Consider the following 21,042-nt stretch of genomic DNA (forward strand, 5'->3'; position numbering starts at 1 on the left):
TGAGCACCGGTGAGGCCCGGTTAGTTCGTTTTCAGGGGAATATGCACGTTAAACGATTGAGTCGGGTCCACATCGGCCGCCAGCAGCAAAACATGCGGTTTTCCGTCTTTTAACCACAATTGCGGCCGTTCCAGGTGCGCCACTTTCTCGACCCGGCCATCGTCCCATTTAATTTCCAGCTTCGACACCAGCGGATGTTGCGCCAGTTGCCAGTCGAGTCCGTCGCCGGACTGAAACAGGGCGAGCGATTGGCCGGCTTTGGTGAACGCGCCGTGCATGTCTTTCACGATGGCCCAGTACTGGCCCGACTGGTACCAGATGAAAGGGTCTTCTGCCGGAAAAGCACTGCCTTTGGCCCCGAAAATCGTGCCGGGCTGTTTCCGGAACGGCCCCAGCGGACGGTCGGCAAGCGCCACTTTATGCACTACCGGGCCGCCGAAGGGCAGCGGTTTTTTCCGGCCAACGGCTTTGTAGACCATCAGAAACCCACCGTCCGGTTTTCGGGTAATGGACGGGTTGTTGACCACCAGCGCGTCGTCGGCCGTTGAATCCGGACTGACATCGATCAGGGGTTTGTCGAACCGTTTCCAGGGACCATCCGGGCTGTCGGCCACCGCCACGCCGATGCGCTGGTTGTTGCGGTGAACGAAATTTAAGCCTTTTGGGGTGACTTTCCCATCGCCGGTATTGCCCATGTAATAGAGGTAGTACTTTCCGTCAAATTCATGGACGGTTGGGTTGTGCGTACACAGGCCGTCCCAGTAGCCCGGGCCGCGCGGAGGCAAGGTCACGTCTTTAAAGGTATACGGTCCCAGCGGTTGATCGGCCACGGCATGGGCCACCTCCGAGTGCGTCACCCAGGCGCTAAACCCCAGTTCGCGCTTAAACCGGGAATAAAACAGGTGGTATTTGCCTTTCTGGTCGGCCACCATCGTCCCGCACCAGGTGTAATACAGACTATCTTTCAAGACCGCCCGCGTCGGAACCGGCTGCATCAACTGGCTGAAATCCAGATCGACGGCGGCCGGTTTCTGCTTATCCGACTTCGGCCGGACGGCGCACGACAACAGCCATGCGGCCGTCAGGCCGAAAATCGTGAGCGTATGGAGACGTCTGCTCATTTCCAGTCCGGATTCTGTTCCAGTTTCGGGTTGGCGTTCAGCTCGTCCTGCGGAATCGGGAAATATTTGTTTTTGGCCGTTACGTTGCGCACCGGATACACGTCGTTGACCGCTTTCGGGATCACCGTCAGGAATTTGCCGGTGCGGGTCAGGTCATACCAGCGGTCGCCTTCGGCAAAAAATTCCCAGGCGCGTTCCTGAATCACGGCGTCGATGAAGGCATCTTTCGACAGCCCGGTTTTCAGATCGGCCAGTCCGGCCCGCTTCCGGACCGTATTGATAAAACCGTAGGCCGTAGCCGTGGCGCCGTTCAGGCGGGCTTCGGCTTCGGCAGCAATCAGGTACAGATCGGCCAGCCGCAGAATCGGAATGTTCGGAATGGAACCGATGGTCGAAACCGGGTCCTGGTATTTTTTGACCAGAACGCCTTTCGTCGTGATGGGCGTAATGTCCTTCTGCGCCACAATTTTCCCGCTCTTGTTCAGGTAGTTCGTATCCAGCAGCGTGCGCCGTTTGTCGGCGGGTTCAAACGAATTGAAAAACGACTGGTAGGCAAACATCGAACCAAACGAGGTCCGGGCGTATTCGGCGCCCGCGCTGCCACTGGGGCCGTACAGACCGACGAGCTGGTGGCTGCGGCCCGGCGAAATCGGGTCCACTTCGTAGGCCCACAGGTTTTCGATCCGGGCTTCGTCTTCCTTGTCGTAGCGGTAGAGGTCCTTTACTTCGGTCATCAGTCGGTACTTGCCGGAAGTGATCACGGCGCGGGCTTTTTCCAGGGCTTTGGCCCAGTCTTCGTTGTAGAGGGCGGCTTTGGCATACAGCGCCGTGGCGACTTCTTTGGCCGGACGCCCTTTTTCAACGGCCGGGTAGGAGAGCAGACCGGCGGCTTCGGCCTGATCCAGATCGGCGTAAACCTGCTTGTACACCTCGGCTTTCGGGCTTTTGGCCGTCAGGGCTTCTTCTTCAGTGTAGCTGGGCCGGATCTTGATCGGAACGTCGCCGAAGTTTTTCGTCAGCAGAAAGTGGTAGAAGGCCCGCAGAAAATACGCTTCGCCGATCACCTGCTTCTTGCGGGTTTCGTCCATCGACGCTTCCGGCACTTTGGCGATGATCCAGTTGGCTTTTTCAATGCCGCTGTAGGCCGCTGACCAGACCTGCTGCGGGGATTCCATCACCCGGTTGTTGCTTTTCTGGTTCGTGTAGTTGACGTCGTAGGTAAACAGCGTCAGGGTGCTGCGACCCACCACCGAACGCGGATACGTCTGGTCGTCGCTCATGTCGCTCAGCAGCGTCAGGGCCGGGCCATTGCCCAGATCACCCATCGGGGCGTAAGCGGCAATCAGACCTTTTTCGGCATCGGCCGCGGTTTTGTAGAACGCTTCGGTATAGATGGACGAATAAATCGTTTCGTCCAGTTCGCAGGCAGTCAACGCAAGCGCTGCAAGTATGGGAAGGAATGTCTTTTTCATTGTCTATTGAAGGATTGAGCGATTGAGTGATGGCGTGAGTTTATTCGCGCAATCGCTAATTCGCTAACTAAAGGGTGATCTGAATACCGCCCAGAAACGATTTGGCCTGCGGATACACCAGGTTGTCGACGCCGATAACCGTGTTGGAACCGGCGTAGGTGTTGACTTCGGGATCAAAACCGCTGTAGTTGGTGAACGTGAACAGGTTGTTGCCACTCACGTAGACCCGGATGCCCTGAACCCCTTTGATGCGGGGCAGGTTGTAGCCGAGCGTGATGTTTTTCATCCGCATGTACGAACCGTCTTCGACGACGTAGCTGGAAATGGGCAGGCGCCCGGCCACGAACGCGCTGGCGTACTGGTTGTTCGGGTTGGTGGGCGACCAGCGGTTGACCACGCCTTTCAGCATGTTCCGCTGCCCGGCCGGATTTTCGAACGACAAACGGGCCGCATTGTAAATGTCGTTGCCCTGCGAACCCGACAGAAACGCGCTCAGATCAAAGCCTTTATAGGAGAGGTTGGTGGAAAAACCGTAGATGAAATTCGGGTTCGGATCGCCGGTGATCGTCTGATCGGCCGCCGTAATCTGACCGTCGCCGGTGACGTCTCTGACTTTATGCCCACCGACCCGACCGTCGTAACCGGGCAGGATGGTTTCGCCCGTCTGGTTGATGCCGTCAAAAAGGTAGGTTTTGAACAACCCGAGGGGCTCGCCCACTTTCAGAATGGTGTAGGTGGTAATAAACCGTTCGGTGGTAACCCCGCCGTCGAGACCCAGCACTTTGTTGCGGTTGATCGTCACGTTGGCCGACGCATCCCATTTGAACGCACCGTCCAGAATCCGTCCGTTGGCGGCCAGTTCAATTCCTTTGTTTTCCAGCGAAGCAAAGTTTCCGGTCAGGGTGCTGTAGCCGGAACTCAGCGGCAAGGCCTTGACATACAGGAGGTCTTTGGTGTTTTTGTGGTACACATCGGCAATGAAACTCACCCGGTTATTGAACAGACTCAGGTCAATACCGATGTTGGTCTGGGCCGAACGCTCCCAGCGCAAATCCGGGTTGGCAATGCCGGTGGCGCCAATACCGGTCGCAAACGCATGGTTCAGGTTATAGTCGAAGCTGAAATTGGGCGTGGTAGCCGATACCGTCGCCAGCGACTGATAGGGGTTGATTCCGCCCGCGTTGCCGGTGATTCCGTAGCTGGCCCGCAGCTTCAGATCCGAAACCCAGGTGACGGATTTCAGGAACGGTTCCTCGATCAGGCGCCAGGCCGCCGACACCGCCGGGAACACGCCGTATTTGTGATTCGCGCCGAATTTGCTCGACCCATCGACGCGGGCCGTGAAATCCAGGAACAGCTTATCCTTAAACCCGTAGTTGACGCGCCCCATGTACGAATCCAGCCGTTGGCGGTTCCGGCTGCTGCTGACGGTTCGGGTCAGGCCCAGCTGGAGGGCTTCGTTCTGGGTGGCGTCGTTCGGAAAACCGGTGGCGCTGATGTTGTTGTCGTTGTATAATTCGGCCTGGGTGGCAAAAACGGCGGTTCCTTTCAGCGTATGATTTTTTCCAAACGCGGTATTGTACGTCAGGATGCTTTCGTGCAGCATCGCCAGGTAGTTAACGTTGTTTTTGGAGGCCGAACCCGAGTTGTCGTTCAAATCGGTGCGGTTGATGATCGAACGGGGGTTGTAGCCGTTAAAAAGTTCGGCGCGCTGATCGACGTTGAACGACGCCCGGTAGGTCAGCCCTTTCACGATGTTGGCTTCACCGTAGACATTCGCCAGCGTCCGTTTGATGCTCCGTTCGTTGAGGGCCGCGGCAAAACCGAGGGGGTTGGAAACTTCGCGGTACTGCGTCGCCTGTTCACCAAAGGGAAAAACCGTGCCATCGGGGCGATACGGTTTCAGGTTTGGTGGTGCGCCCAGGGCCGCTCCCAGGATGGAACCCGTTACCACGCCCGCGTCGCCGATGGTCTGGCTGCCGGTCGTGATGCCGTCGTTGATCGAATAGCTGCCCAGAATGCTGGTTCCGACTTTGAACCGCTCGCCAATCTTGTGATCCAGGTTCAGCCGCAGCGAATACCGCTGGAAATTCGAGCTGATGATGATGCCGTCCTGGTTGAAGTAGTTCAGCGACAGCGCCAGTTGCGTTTTCTCATTGCCGCCATTGATCGAAAGCTGGTGGTTCTGAATGGGAGCCTGCCGGAAAATCTCGTTCTGCCAGTTGATGCCTTCGCCCAGCGACGCCGGATCGGGGTAGAAGTTATTTTTAAAAACCTCATTTTCCAATTGCGCAAATTCGGCCGCGTTCATCACCGGCAGCGTTTTGTTTACTTTCTGAACGCCGTAGTAACTGTCGAAGGTCACCCGCGTGGCCCCGCTTTTTCCGCGCTTGGTCGTAATCAGCACCACGCCGTTGGCGGCCCGGGAGCCATAAATGGCCGAAGCCGAGGCATCTTTCAGGATTTCGACCGATTCGATGTCGTTGGGATTGATGGTCGACAGCGGACTGACGTCCGTGATGCCGCCCCCGTTGGAAATCTGAATCCCATCGACCACGTACAGCGGTTCGGAGTTGCCGTTGATGGAGTTGGTTCCGCGCACCCGGACGCTGACGTTCCCGCCCGGTGCGCCGGTATTCTGGTTGACCTGAACCCCCGCAATCCGCGATTGCAGGCCCTGCGCGACGTTGACAATGGGCGTTTGAACCAGTTCATCCGCTTTGATGGACGCAATGGAACCGGTGGTTTCTACCTTGCGCTGCGTGCCGTAACCGACGACCACCACCTCGCTGAGGGAACGTTCGTCCGATTGCAGCGAAACATCGATGGTGCTGCGGTTTCCGACGGCGAGTTCCTGCGAAACGTAACCGATATACGAGAAGGTGAGCGTGGCACCGCTATTCGGAACCGCCAGGTTATACTGACCGTTGACGTCGGTCGTCGTGCCCTGTTGCGTGCCTTTGATAATGACGTTGACACCCGGCAGCGCTTCCGAACCGGAGGTAACCCGTCCGCGAACGGTCAGGCCGTTGGTTTGCGCAAACGAAGGAATGGTGATTGAGAGCACGAAAAGCCACAACAGACTTTTTACGGCCCGAACGGGTTTAGTGAATACCATACGTAAAGTCGGACATCGTCCCTGAGGTTAAAGGTTGGTAATAGAAAATGTGCAATTTTTATAATTTTACTGGTGAGCAATGCAACCAATATGATTTACGGGCGGTTTTTCGGGAGGAATCGTAAAAAGCCAGTAAAACCCTTGTTTTTTGCCACTTTTCCTTGATATTACTGTGAGATCGTAATTTTGCAAAGAAAAAATTGACTTATATTTTTGGGAACATTCCCAATTTTATGGGAATGTTCCCAAAAAGAGTATCATTGTGATGGGAAAACCGGGCGGTTTTTCTGGATAGTCATTGTTGAATATTTGGATAGTACAATTTAATGAGAAGTCATCAGACCACCATCATCGATATTGCCCGGACGCTCGACCTTTCCAAATCGACGGTTTCGCGGGCGTTGACGGGTCACCCGAATGTCAAGGCAAAAACCCGGGAACGGGTGCTCGAACTGGCCGGTCAGCTTGACTACCAGCGGAACCAACTGGCGATTTCGCTCCTGACCAACCGGACGCAGACGATCGGGATCATGGTGCCGGAATTTTTGAGTTTTTTCTTCCCGAAAGTGATCATTGGCGCGCAGGATGTGCTGGCCAAAGCAGGGTATAACATTGTGATTTGCCACTCGAATGAGTCCTACGAAACGGAAGTTGCCAACACGAAGCTGCTGTTGGCCAGCCGCGTAGACGGTATTCTGGTGTCGCACACGAAAGAAACGCGGAATTTTGAGCACTTTAAGATCTTTGAACGCAAAGGCATTCCGGTGGTTTTTTTCAACCGGGTAATTGATGAACTGGCGGTTTCGAAAGTGGCCGTGGACGACTACGAAGGCGCTTACCAGGCGGTCGAACACCTCATTAAAACCGGCAAACGACGCATTGCCCACCTCTCCGGTCCGGATTCGCTGCTGAACAGTCGCTACCGCCTGAACGGCTACCGGGATGCGCTGACGGATTACCAGATTCCGATTGATCCGGCGTTGATTATCTCGTATGATCTGACGCTCGACAAGGCCAACATTTACGTCAATCACTTGCTGAATCTGCCCCAGCCGCCCGATGCCCTGTTTGCCATTAACGACCCGACCGCCATCGAGGCCCTGAAAGTGATTAAAAGCCGGGGGCTGCGGATTCCGGACGATATTGCCGTCGTTGGCTTTAGCGACGACCCGATTTCGGCCCTGATCGAACCCGGTTTGACGACGGTTTCCCAGCCGGTCGATGACATTGGCCGGCAGGCGGCTCAACTCCTTCTCAATCAGCTGGCGGCCGAAGACGAACGCCCGCAACCCGAACTGGTGGTACTCCCCACGCGCCTGATTGTCCGCGGCTCCACGGTGGGCTAGTTTAGTTTATCGGGCCATTCCCGGCGTCTGCCCAAACCCGTTTTACCCGAGATGCCCCCCAATTCTGGTTAACGGCTTTGGGTGCAGTACACATCTGCGGCTTTCTCCGCGTTAATTCCTGTTAGCTATTTAGTAAATAGTCGGTAGAAAATTTTTATATTCGAACTATTGATCCTAATTTGTATTGTAAATTATGCAAATAGGCAAATTTTATAATATTCTCCTCTCTGCTTCAACAAAGTTCATAGTCGCTTAACAATTACGCAATACGAGGCCGGTACCTTTGCGGTTTTGCAACGAATTAACGCTATCCCGTACGATTTTTTAACCCTTCCGCTTGCCGGAACATCTCCCATTTCTCGTATGAAAAAAAAGCTACTTCTTTCCGCTGCCGTGCGAAGGTCCAGTTGTCGTCGAGCCCTTCTGACGCTGACCGTTTTGCTGTTGGGCTTGCCGCTGCTGGCGCAAACCATTACCGGAAAGGTGGTTTCGTCCGAAGCCGGTCAGGACCTGCCGGGTGTTTCCATCGTCATCAAGGGCACCACTTCCGGCACCACCACCCGGAACGACGGCACCTACTCGCTGAACGTGCCGAATCCGTCGGCGGTTTTGATTTTTTCCTTTATCGGTTTTGAAGCTCAGGAAATTCCGGTCGGTACCAAAACCGCCATCAATGTGACCCTGAACGCTTCCACCCAGGCCTTGAACGAAGTGGTCGTCACGGCTTTGGGGATTTCCAAACAGCAGCGTAACCTCGGTTACGTCACGCAGAAAATCGACAACACCGCTTTGTCGCAGGCCCGGGAAACCAACCTGGTCAGTCAGCTGGCGGGCAAAATTGCCGGTGTAACGGTTGTCAACAGTCCGTCGGGGATCGGCGGTTCGTCACGGGTTACGATCCGGGGCGAAAAGTCGCTGAACATCAACGCCAATCAGCCGCTGTTTGTGATCGACGGTTTGCCAATCAACAACAACTTCGTGGGCTCGTCGGGCCGCAACAACCAGGATGCCGATTACGGCAACGGAGCCGGTTTTATCAATCCGGACGACGTGGAAACCATGACGGTTTTGAAGGGCGCCAGCGCCACGGCCCTGTACGGTTCACGGGCGGCCAACGGCGTGGTGGTAATCACGACCAAAAGCGGAAAGGGAACCAAAGGCATCGGCGTGACGGTCAACTCCAACCTGAGTTTTGAATCGGTGCTGCGCCTGCCGGATTACCAGAACGTCTACGGGCAGGGCCTCAACGGGGAGTTTGCTTTTAAAGACGGTTCCGGGGGCGGTTTGCGCGATGGCGTCGATGAAAGCTGGGGACCGAAAATGGACGGTCGGCTGCTGGTGCAACACGATTCGCCCACCGACAAAGGCTTCCGCGCCGGGGATACGCGAGTGCCGGGTGGACCGGGGGTGGCAACGCCAACGCCGTTTGTTGCGCATCCGAACAACATCCGGGATTTCTTCGAAACCGGTCGCATCCTGACCAACAACGTCGCCGTAACGGGCAGCAACGACAAGGGCGATTTTCGCTTATCGTTCACCAATCTGGATCAGAAAGGCTTCGTGCCGAACACCGATCTGACCCGGAACACCTTCAACGTCAACGCCGGTTACAAACTGACCGACCGGTTTACGGCCCGCACGAACGTGAGTTATATCCGTAACCACAGCGACAACCGCCCGAACCTGAGCTACGGAACCGAAAACATCATGTACCTGCTGAACTGCTGGTGGGGGCGTCACATCGACATGGCGTCGATGCGGAATTACTGGCAGCCGGGTCTGGAAAATATTCAGCAGTTCAACTTTAACTACAACTACCACGACAACCCGTACTTTAACCTGTACGAGAATACGAACGGCCAGGACGTAAACCGGGTGATCGGGAACGTCACGCTGTCGTACCAACTCCTGGACTGGTTGTCGGTGCAGGGTCGGACGCAGGTCGATTACCAGGATGAACTCCGGGTGCGGCAACGGGCGTTCAGCACGCAGCGGTATCCGTACGGTTCGTACCGCCGGGAAGCCGTCAAAACGCTGGAACGCAACACCGACCTGTTGTTTCTGGTCGATAAGCGGCTCAACGATTCGTTCACGCTCAGCGGAACGGCGGGTGGCAACCAGCGGCTGAACACCTACGATTACATCGATAATTTTGCTCCCCAGCTGACGGTTCAGGGCGTCTACAGCCTGAACAACAGCCGGGTGCCGTTGGAGTATTCGCAAAACCTGTCGGAGCGCCGGATCAACAGTCTGTTTGCGTCGGGCCAACTGACGTACCAGGATAAACTGACGCTGGAGCTAACGGGCCGCAACGACTGGTCGAGCACGCTGACCCTGCCGACCGGCGCGGTGGGAGCCGCCGATAATTCGTATTTCTACTGGTCGGGAACGCTGAGCGCCGTGGTGAGCGATTGGGTGAAGCTGCCGGGCTGGGTATCGTTTGCCAAGCTGCGGGCGGGGTATGCGCAGGTCGGGAATGACACGGAACCGTACCAGTTTTCGCAGCCCTACAACCCGGGAACGCCCTGGGGAACAACGCCGACCTTCAGCGAATCGACGCGGATTCCGAACCTGAGTCTGAAACCGGAAATCAGCAGTTCGCAGGAATACGGTTTTGATATCCGCTTCCTGAAAAACCGGGTGGGTCTGGATTTTACGTATTACAACACGATCAGCCGCAACCAGATCATTTTCCTGCCCTTGTCGGGGACGACCGGCTACAGCCAGATTGTGCAGAACGCCGGCCGGATTCAGAACAGCGGGATCGAGGTTATGCTGAACCTGACGCCCGTTCGGCTGGATAATGCCGGTTTTCGCTGGGACATGAATGTGAACTTCTCGCGCAACCGCAGCAAGGTGCTGGAACTGGCCGACGGCGTTTCGACCTACGAGCTGGCCGACCGGTATTTCTCGGTGCAGGCCCGCGTCAACGAGCGCATGGGCGATATGTATGGCTATGCCTACGAGCGCGTGAGCAGCGACCCGCAAAGCCCGTATTACGACCCCACCGGCCAGAACGTTGGCAAAATGGTTATCACCGCCGACGGTCGGCCCATTTCAACGAACACCCTGCAGAAACTGGGCAACTATAACCCGGACTGGCTGGCGGGCATCAACAATTCCTTTACCTACAAAGGCATCAACCTGAGTTTCCTGTTCGACATCCGGAAGGGGGGCGAAGTGTATTCACACACCTACGTAGTGGGACGGGAGGCCGGTCAGTTGGTGGAAACCTTGCAGGGACGCGAGACGGGTTATTACGACAACTCGGTGGACAAGGAATTTACGAATGCGCCGGAAGGAACCTATTACGTGGTGCCGGGCGTGCAGAAAACCGGTGAAGGGCAGTTTACGGAAAACCAGCGCCGGATTTCGGCCCGCGAGTGGCATTCGGCGTTTACGCTGGGCCGCCGGGTGCTGGAAGACGCCATTTTTGATGCCTCGTTCACCAAACTGCGTGAAGTGAAGCTGGGCTATACGATTCCGAACCGCATCATGGGCAAGAAAATGCCTTTCCGCAACGTGACGCTTTCGCTGGTAGGTCGCAACCTGTTTTTGTGGACGAAGGTGCCGCACATCGATCCCGAAACGTCGTCGGTTTCGGGCGGAACGGTCATCCCGGGTGCTGAGTCTGTGGCCATTCCATCGGCCCGGAATTACGGCGTCAACCTGTCGTTTAATCTTTAAAAAGCCGACTGATTCATACGGGTTCAGGGGGTCAAAGGGCGGTTTATCCGGATTTTGAAAATCATCCAACCCGTTTTAATCAGTCAGCCTAATTCCAAAACTGCCAGATTCATGAAAAAAACATATATCCAGTTGTTCGCCTGTCTGACGCTGCTGATCGCGGCCGGCACTTCCTGCGACAACAATTTTGAGGAGGTCAACACCAACCCGAACGTGCCGAACAGCGTGACGCCGGATTTGCTCCTGCCGAACATCATTCGCTCGACGGTCAACGAGAACATGGGAACGGCCTGGGGCATCGGCAACAGCGTGATGCAGTACACGGCCAAAATCCAGTTCGTGAACGAAGACCGCTATTTGTGGGGCGAACAGAACGGCATCTGGAACACGACCTACTCGACCCTGCGCGAGGTCCAGAATATGTACACCATTGCCACCAACTCGTCGCCGGTTCAGAAAAATTACCAGGCGGTGGCCCTGATCATGAAGTCGTGGATGATGTCGCTGGTGACGGACGCGTACGGCGATGCGCCCTATACCGAGGCCACCAAAGGCAAAGACAAGGCGTATTTTCCGAAATACGACACCCAGGAAACCATTTACAACGGGATTCTGAAAGATCTGGCCGATGCCAGCGCCTTGCTGGCGCCGGAAAACGGGAGCGTCAACGGCGATGTTCTGTTTGGCGGGGATGTGACAAAGTGGAAAAAAATGGCCAATTCGCTGCGGCTGCGGTATTTGATGCGGATTTCGAACAAACGGGATGTGAAAGCCGACCTGCAGGCCATCGTGAGCAATCCGACGGCAACCCCGGTTTTTGCTTCCAATGCCGATAATGCAGCGTTGCGGTATTTGCCGACCGTACCGAATCAATTTCCGCTGTATACGTCGCGGGTGGGATCGTTCGACGAGTTTCGGTTGAGCAAAACGCTGGGCGACAAACTGACCCAGCTCAACGACCCGCGACTCGGCATTTTTGCCCGCCCAACGGTGGCGTCGGTGGCCGCCGGAAAACCGGCTTACGTGGGCGTTCCGAACGGACTGGACGACAATTCGGCCCTGACCTACAACGGTGGTGCCCAGAACGTTTCGCGCGTCGGCGGTAATTACTACATCGATGGTTTTGGCACGCCAACGGATGGCAACCTGAACATCGCCAAGGGCGTTATCATGACCTACGCCGAACTGCAGTTCATTCTGGCCGAAGCGGCCCAGAAAAAGATGATTACCGGCGATGCCAAAGCGTACTACGAGAAAGGGGTGACGGCATCTTTTAATTACTACGCCCTGGACGTTCCGGCGGGGTATCTGGCGCAGCCGAACGTGGTTTTCTCGGAAGCAAAAGCCCTGGAACTGATTGGAACTCAGAAATGGATTGCGTTATTTTACAACGGGCTGGAACCCTGGTTCGACTGGCGCCGGACGGGCATTCCGGCCATTACACCGGGTCCCTCGAACCTGAACGGTAACAAGGTGCCGGTGCGGTTTCAGTATCCGAGTTCGGAGCTGAGCCTGAACAAACCGTCCGTCGACGAAGCCGTCCAGCGCCAGGGCCCGAATGACATTAACACCTTGGTATGGTGGGACAAATAATTTAATTGTGAATGAGCGAATGAGTGATTGAGTGAATAGAATCGAAGATCGCGCTTTTTCTGATCGCGGCAGCTGTTCACGCAATCACTCAATCACTCATTCGCTCAATGAAAATGACAAATCCCGAGGAGACGATTTCTGAACTTACAGCGCTGTTTGAGAAGCACGGTTCGGATGATTACTACGGTGAACCGGTTTCGCAACTGGAGCACATGCTGCAATCGGCGATGCTGGCCGAACGCGCCGGCGCCGACGACGAAACCGTTATTGCGGCTTTTCTGCACGACATTGGGCACTTGCTGCCGTCCGATCTGGCGGAAGACCACATGGATGACTACGGCCGCGTCGATCACGAAAAGCTGGGGGCCGACTGGTTGCGCAAACGCGGTTTTTCGGAGAAAGTGGCGCAACTGATCGAACACCACGTCAACGCCAAACGCTACCTGACTTACAAACATCCGGCCTATTTTAATAAACTCTCGGAAGCAAGCCTGAAAACCCTGGAATTTCAGGGCGGTCCGATGACGGAAGCCGAAGCGCAGGCGTTTGAGCAAAATCCGTATTTCCGGGGCATTTTGCAGGTGCGGGGCTGGGATGAACTGGCCAAAGAAACCGATCTGGAAATGCCGCCGGTGGGTCAGTACCTGGAAATCTGCAAACGCTACCTCGAAAAAAGAGATTGATGAGGTCTTGGAAACCTCATCGGTCTGACAAGCAAAAGCCCCGCCGAAATCCGGCGGGGCTTTTTGATCTATACTGAATGCGGACTGAATTAAGCCGCCAGGCGCAGCGTCTGTTCGCCCGATTCCAGCATCGGCTCGATGACGTTTTGCAGGCGTTCCCGCAGAAAACCCTCCTGAAGGTACGATGGCAGTTTCGCAATCAACTGCTTGTAGCCCTGAATACCCAATGCCTTGGCAATGTACGCTTCGTGAACGGCATTGATGTGTGAAACAATCTTTACTAAACTTTCGTGAAATAACCGGACATCGATCTCCGACTCGACAAACCGCTCAATTTCGCGGTTGTTCGACGAAATCCGCAGGCGACTCAGGGCGTCGAAATACGTGGTGTACCCGATTTGTTTGCCCAGTTGTTTGTATTGCTCCTGCCCGAATTTCTGCAGCACCTTGCCGGTTTTGGCGCTGCGCAGCGCCGTTTTCGGGTTGTTCTGAATGGCCTGCCGCAACGCTTTGATGCGCCGGTCGCGGGAGGTTTTCAGAAACTGGGCGATTTCGATCTGGGCCGCCGACTCGCGCGAAGGCAACGTCAGGTCCGGTTTCGTAATGTCAAATTTCGCCAGCGGGAGCCGCATCGTCCGGTAGTTATTCAGCGGACCGGAGGCATAAAAACCGACGGAAGCCGGATAATAACCCCGAACCACCATGTTGCCAATGCGCCGGCGGATGATCTCTTCGTTGCTGACGGGTTCGCCCATCGTATGAAGAAACGCCCGTACGCTGAACAGAACGCTGTAATACGCCTGCGGGAATGTCCAGTGCAGCGAACTTTGCAGGTACTGGTTATCATTGACCACCGGGGTGATCCGGAGCGCGTATTCGGCACTCCAGCTGTTGAGCAACAGCTTTTCCAGGGCCTTCTGCTGTTCGGCAGAAACGGCCGGCGCAAAATCCTGAAACAGCGGGAAACGAGCCAGATCGAACAGGTCGTCCTGCCGCTGAATGTGGAAATCAATTGCAAAAAAGTGATTCAGAAATACCTGAGCCGGAATGGATTTCCGCCAGGTTTCGTCCGAGGATTGCCCCGGTGTAAACGGGACCAATTTGCCTTCCGTGTTCATCGTATTTTCTGTGTTCGTGTTCATGTAAATAGAACAAAAAACCGTTTCGCCGTGTTCCGGTTTTTGCAATTATTTTAGGGTTGTATTCTGTTGATTTTTAGCGATTTACGAATAATTTTTTTGGCTCGAAAAGGGTCGTGAAAAGCAATCCGGATTTTTTGGTTTTCAGGCGCCGGAATCTTTGGTTTTTGCCTGAAAAAAGAAACCCGGTTTTAACCGTTAACGTATTTTAACGTTATTTAACGAATGAAATAGTTGAATAACTGATTTATCCGTTGTACGTTTGCTGCATGGAACCATTAACGAAAGCGGAAGAGAAGGTGATGCAGATTCTGTGGGCGATCCGGAAGGGATTTGTCAAGGATGTCATCGACGAAATGCCGGAGCCCAAACCGCCCTACAATACCATTTCCTCGCTGATTCGAATCCTGGAAAAAAAAGGATTTGTGGGGCATAAAGCCTACGGCAAAACCCACGAATATTTCCCGGCGGTTTCGAAACTGGCCTACCGGAAATCGGCCTTTAAAAATTTTCTGGCCAACTATTTTGAAGGATCACCGGAAAAAATCGTGTCGTTCATGGTGAACGAAGAAAAGCTGGAACCGGAAGAAATTCAGCGGATTATGTACCTGCTCGACCAGACGGAAACCGCTTCTAAACGCGACGACCATGCTGATTAGCTTTTTTGCGTACCTGATTCAGGCAACGGTATCACTGGCGGTTTTTGCCCTGGCGTATCGGCTGTTCTTTTCCCGACTGACCCATTTTCACTGGAACCGGGCTTACCTGCTGGCCAGCGTGTTCATCAGCGGCCTGGTTCCCGCAGTGCCCACGGCCGGTTTGGTCAGTTCGGCGGTTCCGACGGCGCTGGCGTTCCGGTTTGATCCCGGTCTTTCCGGACGTGCCGCGATGACGGTTTCGCCGGCCGTTCAGGCCGGCGAAACCGGGGCCGGCCTGCACCTGATCGCTCCGCTTTTGCTGGGTTTGTATCTGGCCGGTTTTCTGTATAAAAGCGGGCGGCTTTACCGGAACCTGGCTGCGATCTTTCGCCTGCTCCGGACGTACCAGAAAGTAGAAGAGAATCCCGTCTATTCGGTTTATTTTCAGTCGGATCTGCCCACGTTTTCGTTCTGGCGCGCGATTTTTCTCAATTCGGACGATGAGAAGCTGAGTTTGGAAGAGCAGGCGCAGGTGTTGCTGCACGAAGAACTGCACGTCCGGCACCGCCACACGCTCGATTTGCTGCTGTTCGAACTGGCGGGCGTGGTTTTCTGGTTCAACCCCCTTGTCGCGTACCTGCATGTTTCCATCCGGCAGGTTCACGAATACACCGTCGATGCCATCGTGACCCGGACCTGCGGCACGGTGAAACAATACGGGTATCTGCTGCTGAAACTGACTTCCCAAACCAACCAGCCCCTGCTGGCTACGTTCTCGGACAAGCAGGTTTTTCGCCGTATTCAAATGCTCACTCAAAAACCGTCCAAACCCATGCAAAAGCTAAAATTTCTGCTTGTTCTGCCCCTGCTGGCGCTTCTTCTGATTTCGTATTCCTGTTTCGATACCCCGGAACGGCCGGTGGCCCAAACCGAGGCACCAAAACCGGCAAAAGGCCTGCCCATTGGTCAGATTACCTGGAAAGGAAATACGGTTTTTTCCGCCGAGCGCCTGACCAACGTTCTGGGCATGCAGCCGGGCGACCGGTACGACAAGAAGGTGTTTGCGGATCGGCTGATCAATCAGGCGGGAACGGACGTGGCTTCGCTGTACATGGACAACGGCTATTTGTTTTTTAACGTGGAGGTCAGCGAAAACCGGGTGGGCGACCGGGTCAATCTGGTGTTACAGGTTTCTGAAGGAAAACCGTTCAGGACGGGGAAGGTGACCTTTAAAGGCAATCAACACGTCTCTGCCGCACAACTGGCCCAAACGATTACCGTTCGGCCGGGTGAGCTGTTCAACCGCTCCCAACTCATCAAATCGCAGCAGATCCTGGCCGAATCGGGCCACTTCAAACCGGGAACCATCGGCATCAATCCCCTGCCTGATTTCGACCACGGCACCGTTAACCTGGAGTTTACGCTGGTTGAAAAACCGTAACGTTCAGGCGGTTTTCCGGCCTTTCTGAAACTTGTCGCGCTGCGCCAGATACAGGCCCGCCAGCACCAGCGCCGTGCCCACGTAGGTGTAGAGGGTTAAGGGTTCATCGAGCAAAACGGCGGAATAGGCAAAGCCAAAAATCGGGCAGAGCAGCAGCCAGAGCGATGCCTGAACGGCGTCGGCCCGAACCAGGTAGAACCAAAGCTGCAACGCAATGACCGAAACCGGGATGATGAGCCAGAAAACCGCCCCCCAAAACCGGGTGTCGTAGTGGGAATGGTCAAAATCGGCGAAAATCAGGGTAAACGGCAACAGCAACAGCCCGCCAATGAGCACCTGCCACCCATTGATGACCAGGTTAGGCAGCCGCCACGTAAACTGGGCGTAATACACCGTTGCCGCCGAAACGGAGACCATTCCGACCAGCAGGATCAGCAAACCCGGAATGGTGGCATAACTATTCTGAAGGAGCGGATACGTCGCCAGCCCAATACCGCTCATGCCGAGGGCAATGCCGGCGGCTTCGTACCAGCGGGTGGGCCGCCGGAGCCAAACCGCCGAAATCAAGGCGATGAACAGCGGGCTGGTCGCGGTGGAGAGGCTGCCAATTCCGGCCGATACCAGCCGGAGCGCCAGCACGAACGCGCCAAGGTAGATGGTGGTGTTGAGCAGCGCAAAAAGGGTCAGGCGCTTGAATTCGGTGCGGTTGGGCAACGGGCTGCGCTGAATCCCGTAGGCCACGAACAGCATGAGCGGTCCGGCAATCAGAAACCGGGTTTGGGCGAGCAGGAGCGGGTCGGCCGACAGCACACCGAATTTGGTGGCGGCCGATGCGGAAGCCCAGAGGGCGGCAAAGAGCAAACCGGGTAAAACGAATTTCATGCCGCAAAGGTAGGGCGAACTTCCCGTTTGAAAACCGAACGCAAAAAGAATCCCCGGAAACGACCGAATGCGGCTCTTTTCCGGGGATGGTTTAGAATGGGCCGGTTGTCTTCGTTAGCGGCCTCCGGGGCCGCTGCTGCCGCCCGCCTGAGTGACCATGCTGCTGGCGGTAAAGGTGGAGGACTGCGTGCCGGCGGCATACGTTCCACTCGTGTACAGGCCGTTGACGTTTGTTCCGCCCGTTACACTGCCGCCGGTGATGAGCTTGTACGTCTGACCGGTTTTGAGTTTCGGACTGGAAAACAGCATCGTTGAGTAATTCCTCGGAATCTGGAACGTCAGCGTTTCGGTGCCGTCGCTGGACTGGATGTGAATCAGTTGATTGGCGGTGCTGCCCCCGAGCAAAACGGAGGGCTGGGTGCTGACGCTGGCCGTGGGAACGCTGCTGGCTCCGCCGATGCCGACCAGAATTCCCCCGGTTATTTTGAACGTATTGCGGTCGCAGTCGAAGCCTTCTTCCGGCGATGCGGCCCCGACCGAGACGATTTTGCCGCCGGTTACCGTGAGCGGGCCGTTGGAGTCGATGCCGTCGTTGGACGTTGCATACGAATAAATCGTTCCACCGTTGATGTAGATGGCTTTGCCCGCGTTGATGCCGTCGTCGGCGGTTTTGATCACAAACGTACCGTTGTTGATCGTCAGGGTGCTTTTGCTTTCGATGCCCTCGCCCGCCGTCGAATTGATGGTAAACGTGCCGCCGTTGATGGTCATGTACGGATCGATGGTGTTGTCGGTATCGTACGAGGCCGTCAGGGCCTTGTCGGCAACGTTGATCGTGAACGTGCCGTTGTTGATAACCACGTACCCTTCTTCACACTGAATGCCGTCGGCCGAGGTGGTGATGTTGAACGTGCCACCGTCGGCAATGAAGGCGTCGTTGGTGTGAATGCCGTCGGAAGCAGCCGCCGAAACCGTGATGGTCCCGCTGATCACCCGGACGTAATCGTCGCTGCAAATGGCGTGTTTGGTTTTTCCGGTGAGGTTCAGGCTGCCGTTGCCGCTGAAAATCAGTTGCCCTTCGCTGAACAGCGTGGCCTTCATGTCTTCCGTGCCGCTGGGCGTATACGTCGCCCCGTCGGTCAGGGTGTTGGTCGTGTTGTCCGCCAGCACCACAAACGCCCGTTTGCTGGACTGAATGTTGATGGCCGGCCCGTCGTTGTTCGTGATGGTAACCCCGTTGAGCGTCAGCTTGAACTTCTTATCGCTGTAAATCTTGACGGAACCGTTCGAAGTCGTTCCCGACAGCACGTAAGCCACTTCGGCCACGGTTGAGGTGATGACGACATCGCCGTTGGCTTGCGTAATGGTGACGCCTTTATCCGCCAGCGGATTCGTGATGGCAACGGAACTGCCAAACGCGATCGCGACCGTCGAGGAAAACGTGGAATTAGCCAGGATATCTTCTTCATTAGCGGCTTTGCCGGTATTGCCCTCAACTTTGGCCGAAACGGTGGCCACGCTGTCGATGGAAATAGAGCTGCTGGTGGTGGTACCATTGCCCGTTCCGGTGCTGGTTCCCGGTATTAGGTCGTCGCTTTCTTTGGAGCAGGAGAGGAGGGTCGCGGCCAGCAGAAAGGAAGCCGTAAGCCGTCCGATGGAGCGTCGTTTAAAAAAAATGTAATTCATTGGGGTGTCGTGTTTTACTCGGTTTTCTACTGAGTAATACGCCGACCAACCGGCAAACGTTGCTCTGACCGGGAAATTTGAGGTAAAGAATGGATTTGTCGCGGTGAAACCGGAGTTAAGAACTTTAGTCCGTGAAGTTCATCGTCCTTCTTTCGAGTGACAACGCTTTCACGGACTAAAATTCCTGGATCCGATTAAAACCCAATTTTCCCCTTGCGGCCCCGGCCTTCGTTGCCTTCGACATACTCCTTCAGCTCGGCGAGTTCTTTTTCAAAACCGCTGCTCAGGATCGGGAATCGACACCAGGTTTTGGGGTCCACGTTTTCATCATCAACGTGAAATGAAGGTGCATACCGTTCGCGCTTCCACTGGTTGCGGCTCCAGAGCCGGAAAAACCGGTCGACGGACGTGTAGAGCACCTCACGGTCGTACTGTCCGTCGAACACCACCTCGACCTGCTGCATGACTTCCTTCGGGGAGAGCTTGTCGCGAATGCCGAATTTCTCGATGGCGTTCAGCACATCGTACGGCATCAAATCTTCCTCGTCGGTTTGCTTTTTGTCGAGCGGGCGCAGTTCGGCGGTTGGTTGCAGGTTGTTCACGTTCCGCAACCCTTCCACTTTGATTGTACCGCCCACGCCGACGGTTTCGAGCCAGCGCAGCCAGCCGCGCAGGTAATGCTTGTCGATGCCCGCAATGGGGGAGATGCTGCCCGCCGTGTCGCCGTCCATCGTGGCATAGCCGACGGATGCTTCCGAGCGGTTGGAGGTCGAAAGCAGCAGCGCGTTGTTGATGTTGGCCAAAAGCCAGGCACTCGGCGCCCGCACCCGCGCCTGAATGTTTTGCAGGGCCACATCGTCGGTATCCCAACTCAGTTTGCGACCCAACTGCTCCTCAATCAATTGGGTGTAGGTTTCCACCAAACCGTTGATGTTGATGTTGTAGAACGTCGCTCCGATGGACCTGGCCAGCGATTCGGCCGACTCGTAGGTGTCCTTCGAACTGTTTTCGGTGCCCTGATAAAGGGTCGTCAGCAGGGCTCCGCAGATTTCTTCAACGGTTTTTAGTTTCTGAATGCTTTTGATGTAACCCAGTTTCTTTTTGAATTCATCCAGCCCGATGCTCTCGTCGGCCATCCGGATCATCAGCGAAATCAGGGCCGCAATGGCCGACGAATCGGCTCCCCCGCTCAACGACAGCACAAAACCGTGCGACCGGCTTTTGCGCAGGTAATCAAACAGCGCCAGCGCCACCGCCCGCGCAAATTCTTCTTCCTTCAAATGATTGCCGTGTTCCCAATACTCCAGTTCGGCTTTCTGAACCACCGGTTTGACGCGCGGAAAATCAAACTGGGCCGCCACGCGCAGGTTCGGAAACAGGTACGCCAGGTTGACTTTGGTCTGCACCTGACTCAGCCGGGTATCGTCCACGTCGATGACGGCGGTAACGATCAGGTGATCGGCGTAGCTGAAACGCGGCCCCGACACCAGCAACTGACCGTTGGACGCAATCATGGCGTCGCCGTCGAAGATGGCCCGGCCCGATTCGTTGCCCAGCAAATTGCAGTAGATGTAACTGACCCCAAACGCCCGCGAGCCGTCGATCACAAACCGTTCGCGCACGTGCGATTTGTAGAACGCAAAATGGCTGGCACTCGGGTTCAGGATAATGTCAACGCCCCGTTCGTGGAGGCTGCGGCCCGGCCGGTTCGAAATCCAGGCATCTTCGCAAATCTCAAAACCGATTTTTACGCCCGACACATCGAACAGCAGATCGCCGACGGGATACGCAAATTCGCCGATCTGGATTTCGTCGCGCACCCCGGCCGTCCAGGGCTGAAACCAGCGGGTTTCGTAGTGAATGCCGTTGTTGGCCAGCACCTGCTTGCAGACAAAACCCAGAATCCGTTTGTCGGCAATCAGGCAGGCCGTGTCGTAGGTGCGGTTGTTGGTCAGGCGCAGCGGCAGGCTGAGGGCGACAATGATCCCGTCGGTATGGGGCACAATCTCCAGTAAACTTTGTTTGGCCTGCTCGATCAGCTCGTGCGAATAGAACATGTCTTCGCAGCCGTAACCCGTGATGCACAATTCGGGTAAACATAAGATGCTGACTTCCTGTTTTTTAGCTTCTTCAATGGCGTCGATGATTGTCCGGCGGTTGTGTTCCCAGGCCATTGGGATCTGGTTGACAACACCGGCGGCAACTTTTATCAGCTTCATAGATGGGGTTCTGTTTT

At 55.5% G+C, this 21,042-nt stretch carries 13 protein-coding genes; 6 read left to right on the plus strand and 7 right to left on the minus strand.

Features of this window, described 5'->3' with window-relative positions; genetic code table 11:
• Positions 1-20 precede the first annotated feature (20 nt).
• From ACYVHX_RS19740 to ACYVHX_RS19750, 3 genes are all read right to left on the minus strand, one after another.
• Entirely contained in the window at positions 21-1,121 is a 1,101-nt protein-coding gene (locus tag ACYVHX_RS19740; RefSeq protein WP_460673403.1) for a glycoside hydrolase family protein, read from the minus strand.
• A complete protein-coding gene (locus ACYVHX_RS19745) occupies positions 1,118-2,593 on the minus strand; it encodes a RagB/SusD family nutrient uptake outer membrane protein (protein WP_460673404.1) in 1,476 nt (491 codons plus the stop codon). The genes ACYVHX_RS19740 and ACYVHX_RS19745 overlap by 4 nt, the downstream gene beginning before the upstream one ends.
• A gap of 67 nt (positions 2,594-2,660) precedes the next feature.
• Positions 2,661-5,711: a SusC/RagA family TonB-linked outer membrane protein gene (locus tag ACYVHX_RS19750; RefSeq protein WP_460673405.1), complete on the minus strand. Its 3,051-nt coding sequence runs from the start codon at positions 5,709-5,711 to the stop codon at positions 2,661-2,663.
• A 326-nt stretch (positions 5,712-6,037) separates the two neighbouring features.
• On the opposite strand from ACYVHX_RS19750, the gene ACYVHX_RS19755 reads away from it, so the two are divergent.
• The 4 genes from ACYVHX_RS19755 (at position 6,038) to ACYVHX_RS19770 (ending at position 13,020) form a co-directional block, all read left to right on the plus strand.
• Positions 6,038-7,057 (plus strand): LacI family DNA-binding transcriptional regulator, encoded by a 1,020-nt coding sequence (locus tag ACYVHX_RS19755; RefSeq protein WP_460673406.1) that lies wholly within the window; start codon positions 6,038-6,040, stop codon positions 7,055-7,057.
• Positions 7,058-7,420: 363 nt separating this feature from the next.
• Positions 7,421-10,744, plus strand: coding sequence for a SusC/RagA family TonB-linked outer membrane protein (locus ACYVHX_RS19760; protein WP_460673407.1), 3,324 nt, complete (start codon positions 7,421-7,423; stop codon positions 10,742-10,744).
• 111 nt (positions 10,745-10,855) lie between these two features.
• A complete protein-coding gene (locus ACYVHX_RS19765; RefSeq protein WP_460673408.1) occupies positions 10,856-12,337 on the plus strand; it encodes a SusD/RagB family nutrient-binding outer membrane lipoprotein in 1,482 nt (493 codons plus the stop codon).
• Between the two features lie 113 nt (positions 12,338-12,450).
• Positions 12,451-13,020 carry a phosphonate degradation HD-domain oxygenase gene (locus ACYVHX_RS19770; RefSeq protein ID WP_460673409.1) on the plus strand — a complete coding sequence of 190 codons (570 nt, stop codon included), beginning with the start codon at positions 12,451-12,453 and terminating at the stop codon, positions 13,018-13,020.
• 89 nt (positions 13,021-13,109) lie between these two features.
• On the opposite strand, the gene ACYVHX_RS19775 is transcribed toward ACYVHX_RS19770, so the two are convergent.
• Positions 13,110-14,162, minus strand: coding sequence for a hypothetical protein (locus tag ACYVHX_RS19775; RefSeq protein ID WP_460673410.1), 1,053 nt, complete (start codon positions 14,160-14,162; stop codon positions 13,110-13,112).
• A gap of 266 nt (positions 14,163-14,428) precedes the next feature.
• On the opposite strand from ACYVHX_RS19775, the gene ACYVHX_RS19780 reads away from it, so the two are divergent.
• Together ACYVHX_RS19780 and ACYVHX_RS19785 are read left to right on the plus strand one after the other, a co-directional pair.
• Complete coding sequence (locus ACYVHX_RS19780) at positions 14,429-14,818, plus strand: BlaI/MecI/CopY family transcriptional regulator (RefSeq protein WP_460673411.1); 390 nt, start codon at positions 14,429-14,431, stop codon at positions 14,816-14,818.
• Positions 14,808-16,238: a M56 family metallopeptidase gene (locus ACYVHX_RS19785; RefSeq protein WP_460673412.1), complete on the plus strand. Its 1,431-nt coding sequence runs from the start codon at positions 14,808-14,810 to the stop codon at positions 16,236-16,238. Before ACYVHX_RS19780 ends, ACYVHX_RS19785 begins: the two co-directional genes overlap by 11 nt.
• A gap of 3 nt (positions 16,239-16,241) precedes the next feature.
• On the opposite strand, the gene ACYVHX_RS19790 is transcribed toward ACYVHX_RS19785, so the two are convergent.
• The 3 genes from ACYVHX_RS19790 to nadE all read right to left on the minus strand — a co-directional run bounded on the left by ACYVHX_RS19790 (position 16,242) and on the right by nadE (position 21,025).
• Positions 16,242-17,120: a DMT family transporter gene (locus ACYVHX_RS19790; RefSeq protein ID WP_460673413.1), complete on the minus strand. Its 879-nt coding sequence runs from the start codon at positions 17,118-17,120 to the stop codon at positions 16,242-16,244.
• 114 nt (positions 17,121-17,234) lie between these two features.
• On the minus strand, positions 17,235-18,806 hold the full coding sequence (locus tag ACYVHX_RS19795) for a carbohydrate-binding domain-containing protein (protein WP_460673414.1): 1,572 nt from the start codon (positions 18,804-18,806) through the stop codon (positions 17,235-17,237).
• 194 nt (positions 18,807-19,000) lie between these two features.
• Positions 19,001-21,025: an NAD(+) synthase gene (gene nadE / locus ACYVHX_RS19800; protein WP_460673415.1), complete on the minus strand. Its 2,025-nt coding sequence runs from the start codon at positions 21,023-21,025 to the stop codon at positions 19,001-19,003.
• Between the last annotated feature and the right edge of the window lie 17 nt (positions 21,026-21,042).

This window comes from Larkinella ripae (assembly GCF_054780775.1).

Coding starts and splice junctions, on each gene's coding strand:
- nadE (WP_460673415.1), bottom strand. CDS start 21,025: ATGAAGCTGATAAAAGTTGCCGCCGGTGTTGTCAACCAGATCCCAATG.
- ACYVHX_RS19770 (WP_460673409.1), top strand. CDS start 12,451: ATGACAAATCCCGAGGAGACGATTTCTGAACTTACAGCGCTGTTTGAG.
- ACYVHX_RS19750 (WP_460673405.1), bottom strand. CDS start 5,711: ATGGTATTCACTAAACCCGTTCGGGCCGTAAAAAGTCTGTTGTGGCTT.
- ACYVHX_RS19775 (WP_460673410.1), bottom strand. CDS start 14,162: ATGAACACGAACACAGAAAATACGATGAACACGGAAGGCAAATTGGTC.
- ACYVHX_RS19740 (WP_460673403.1), bottom strand. CDS start 1,121: ATGAGCAGACGTCTCCATACGCTCACGATTTTCGGCCTGACGGCCGCA.
- ACYVHX_RS19755 (WP_460673406.1), top strand. CDS start 6,038: ATGAGAAGTCATCAGACCACCATCATCGATATTGCCCGGACGCTCGAC.
- ACYVHX_RS19745 (WP_460673404.1), bottom strand. CDS start 2,593: ATGAAAAAGACATTCCTTCCCATACTTGCAGCGCTTGCGTTGACTGCC.
- ACYVHX_RS19780 (WP_460673411.1), top strand. CDS start 14,429: ATGGAACCATTAACGAAAGCGGAAGAGAAGGTGATGCAGATTCTGTGG.
- ACYVHX_RS19795 (WP_460673414.1), bottom strand. CDS start 18,806: ATGAATTACATTTTTTTTAAACGACGCTCCATCGGACGGCTTACGGCT.
- ACYVHX_RS19760 (WP_460673407.1), top strand. CDS start 7,421: ATGAAAAAAAAGCTACTTCTTTCCGCTGCCGTGCGAAGGTCCAGTTGT.
- ACYVHX_RS19785 (WP_460673412.1), top strand. CDS start 14,808: ATGCTGATTAGCTTTTTTGCGTACCTGATTCAGGCAACGGTATCACTG.
- ACYVHX_RS19765 (WP_460673408.1), top strand. CDS start 10,856: ATGAAAAAAACATATATCCAGTTGTTCGCCTGTCTGACGCTGCTGATC.
- ACYVHX_RS19790 (WP_460673413.1), bottom strand. CDS start 17,120: ATGAAATTCGTTTTACCCGGTTTGCTCTTTGCCGCCCTCTGGGCTTCC.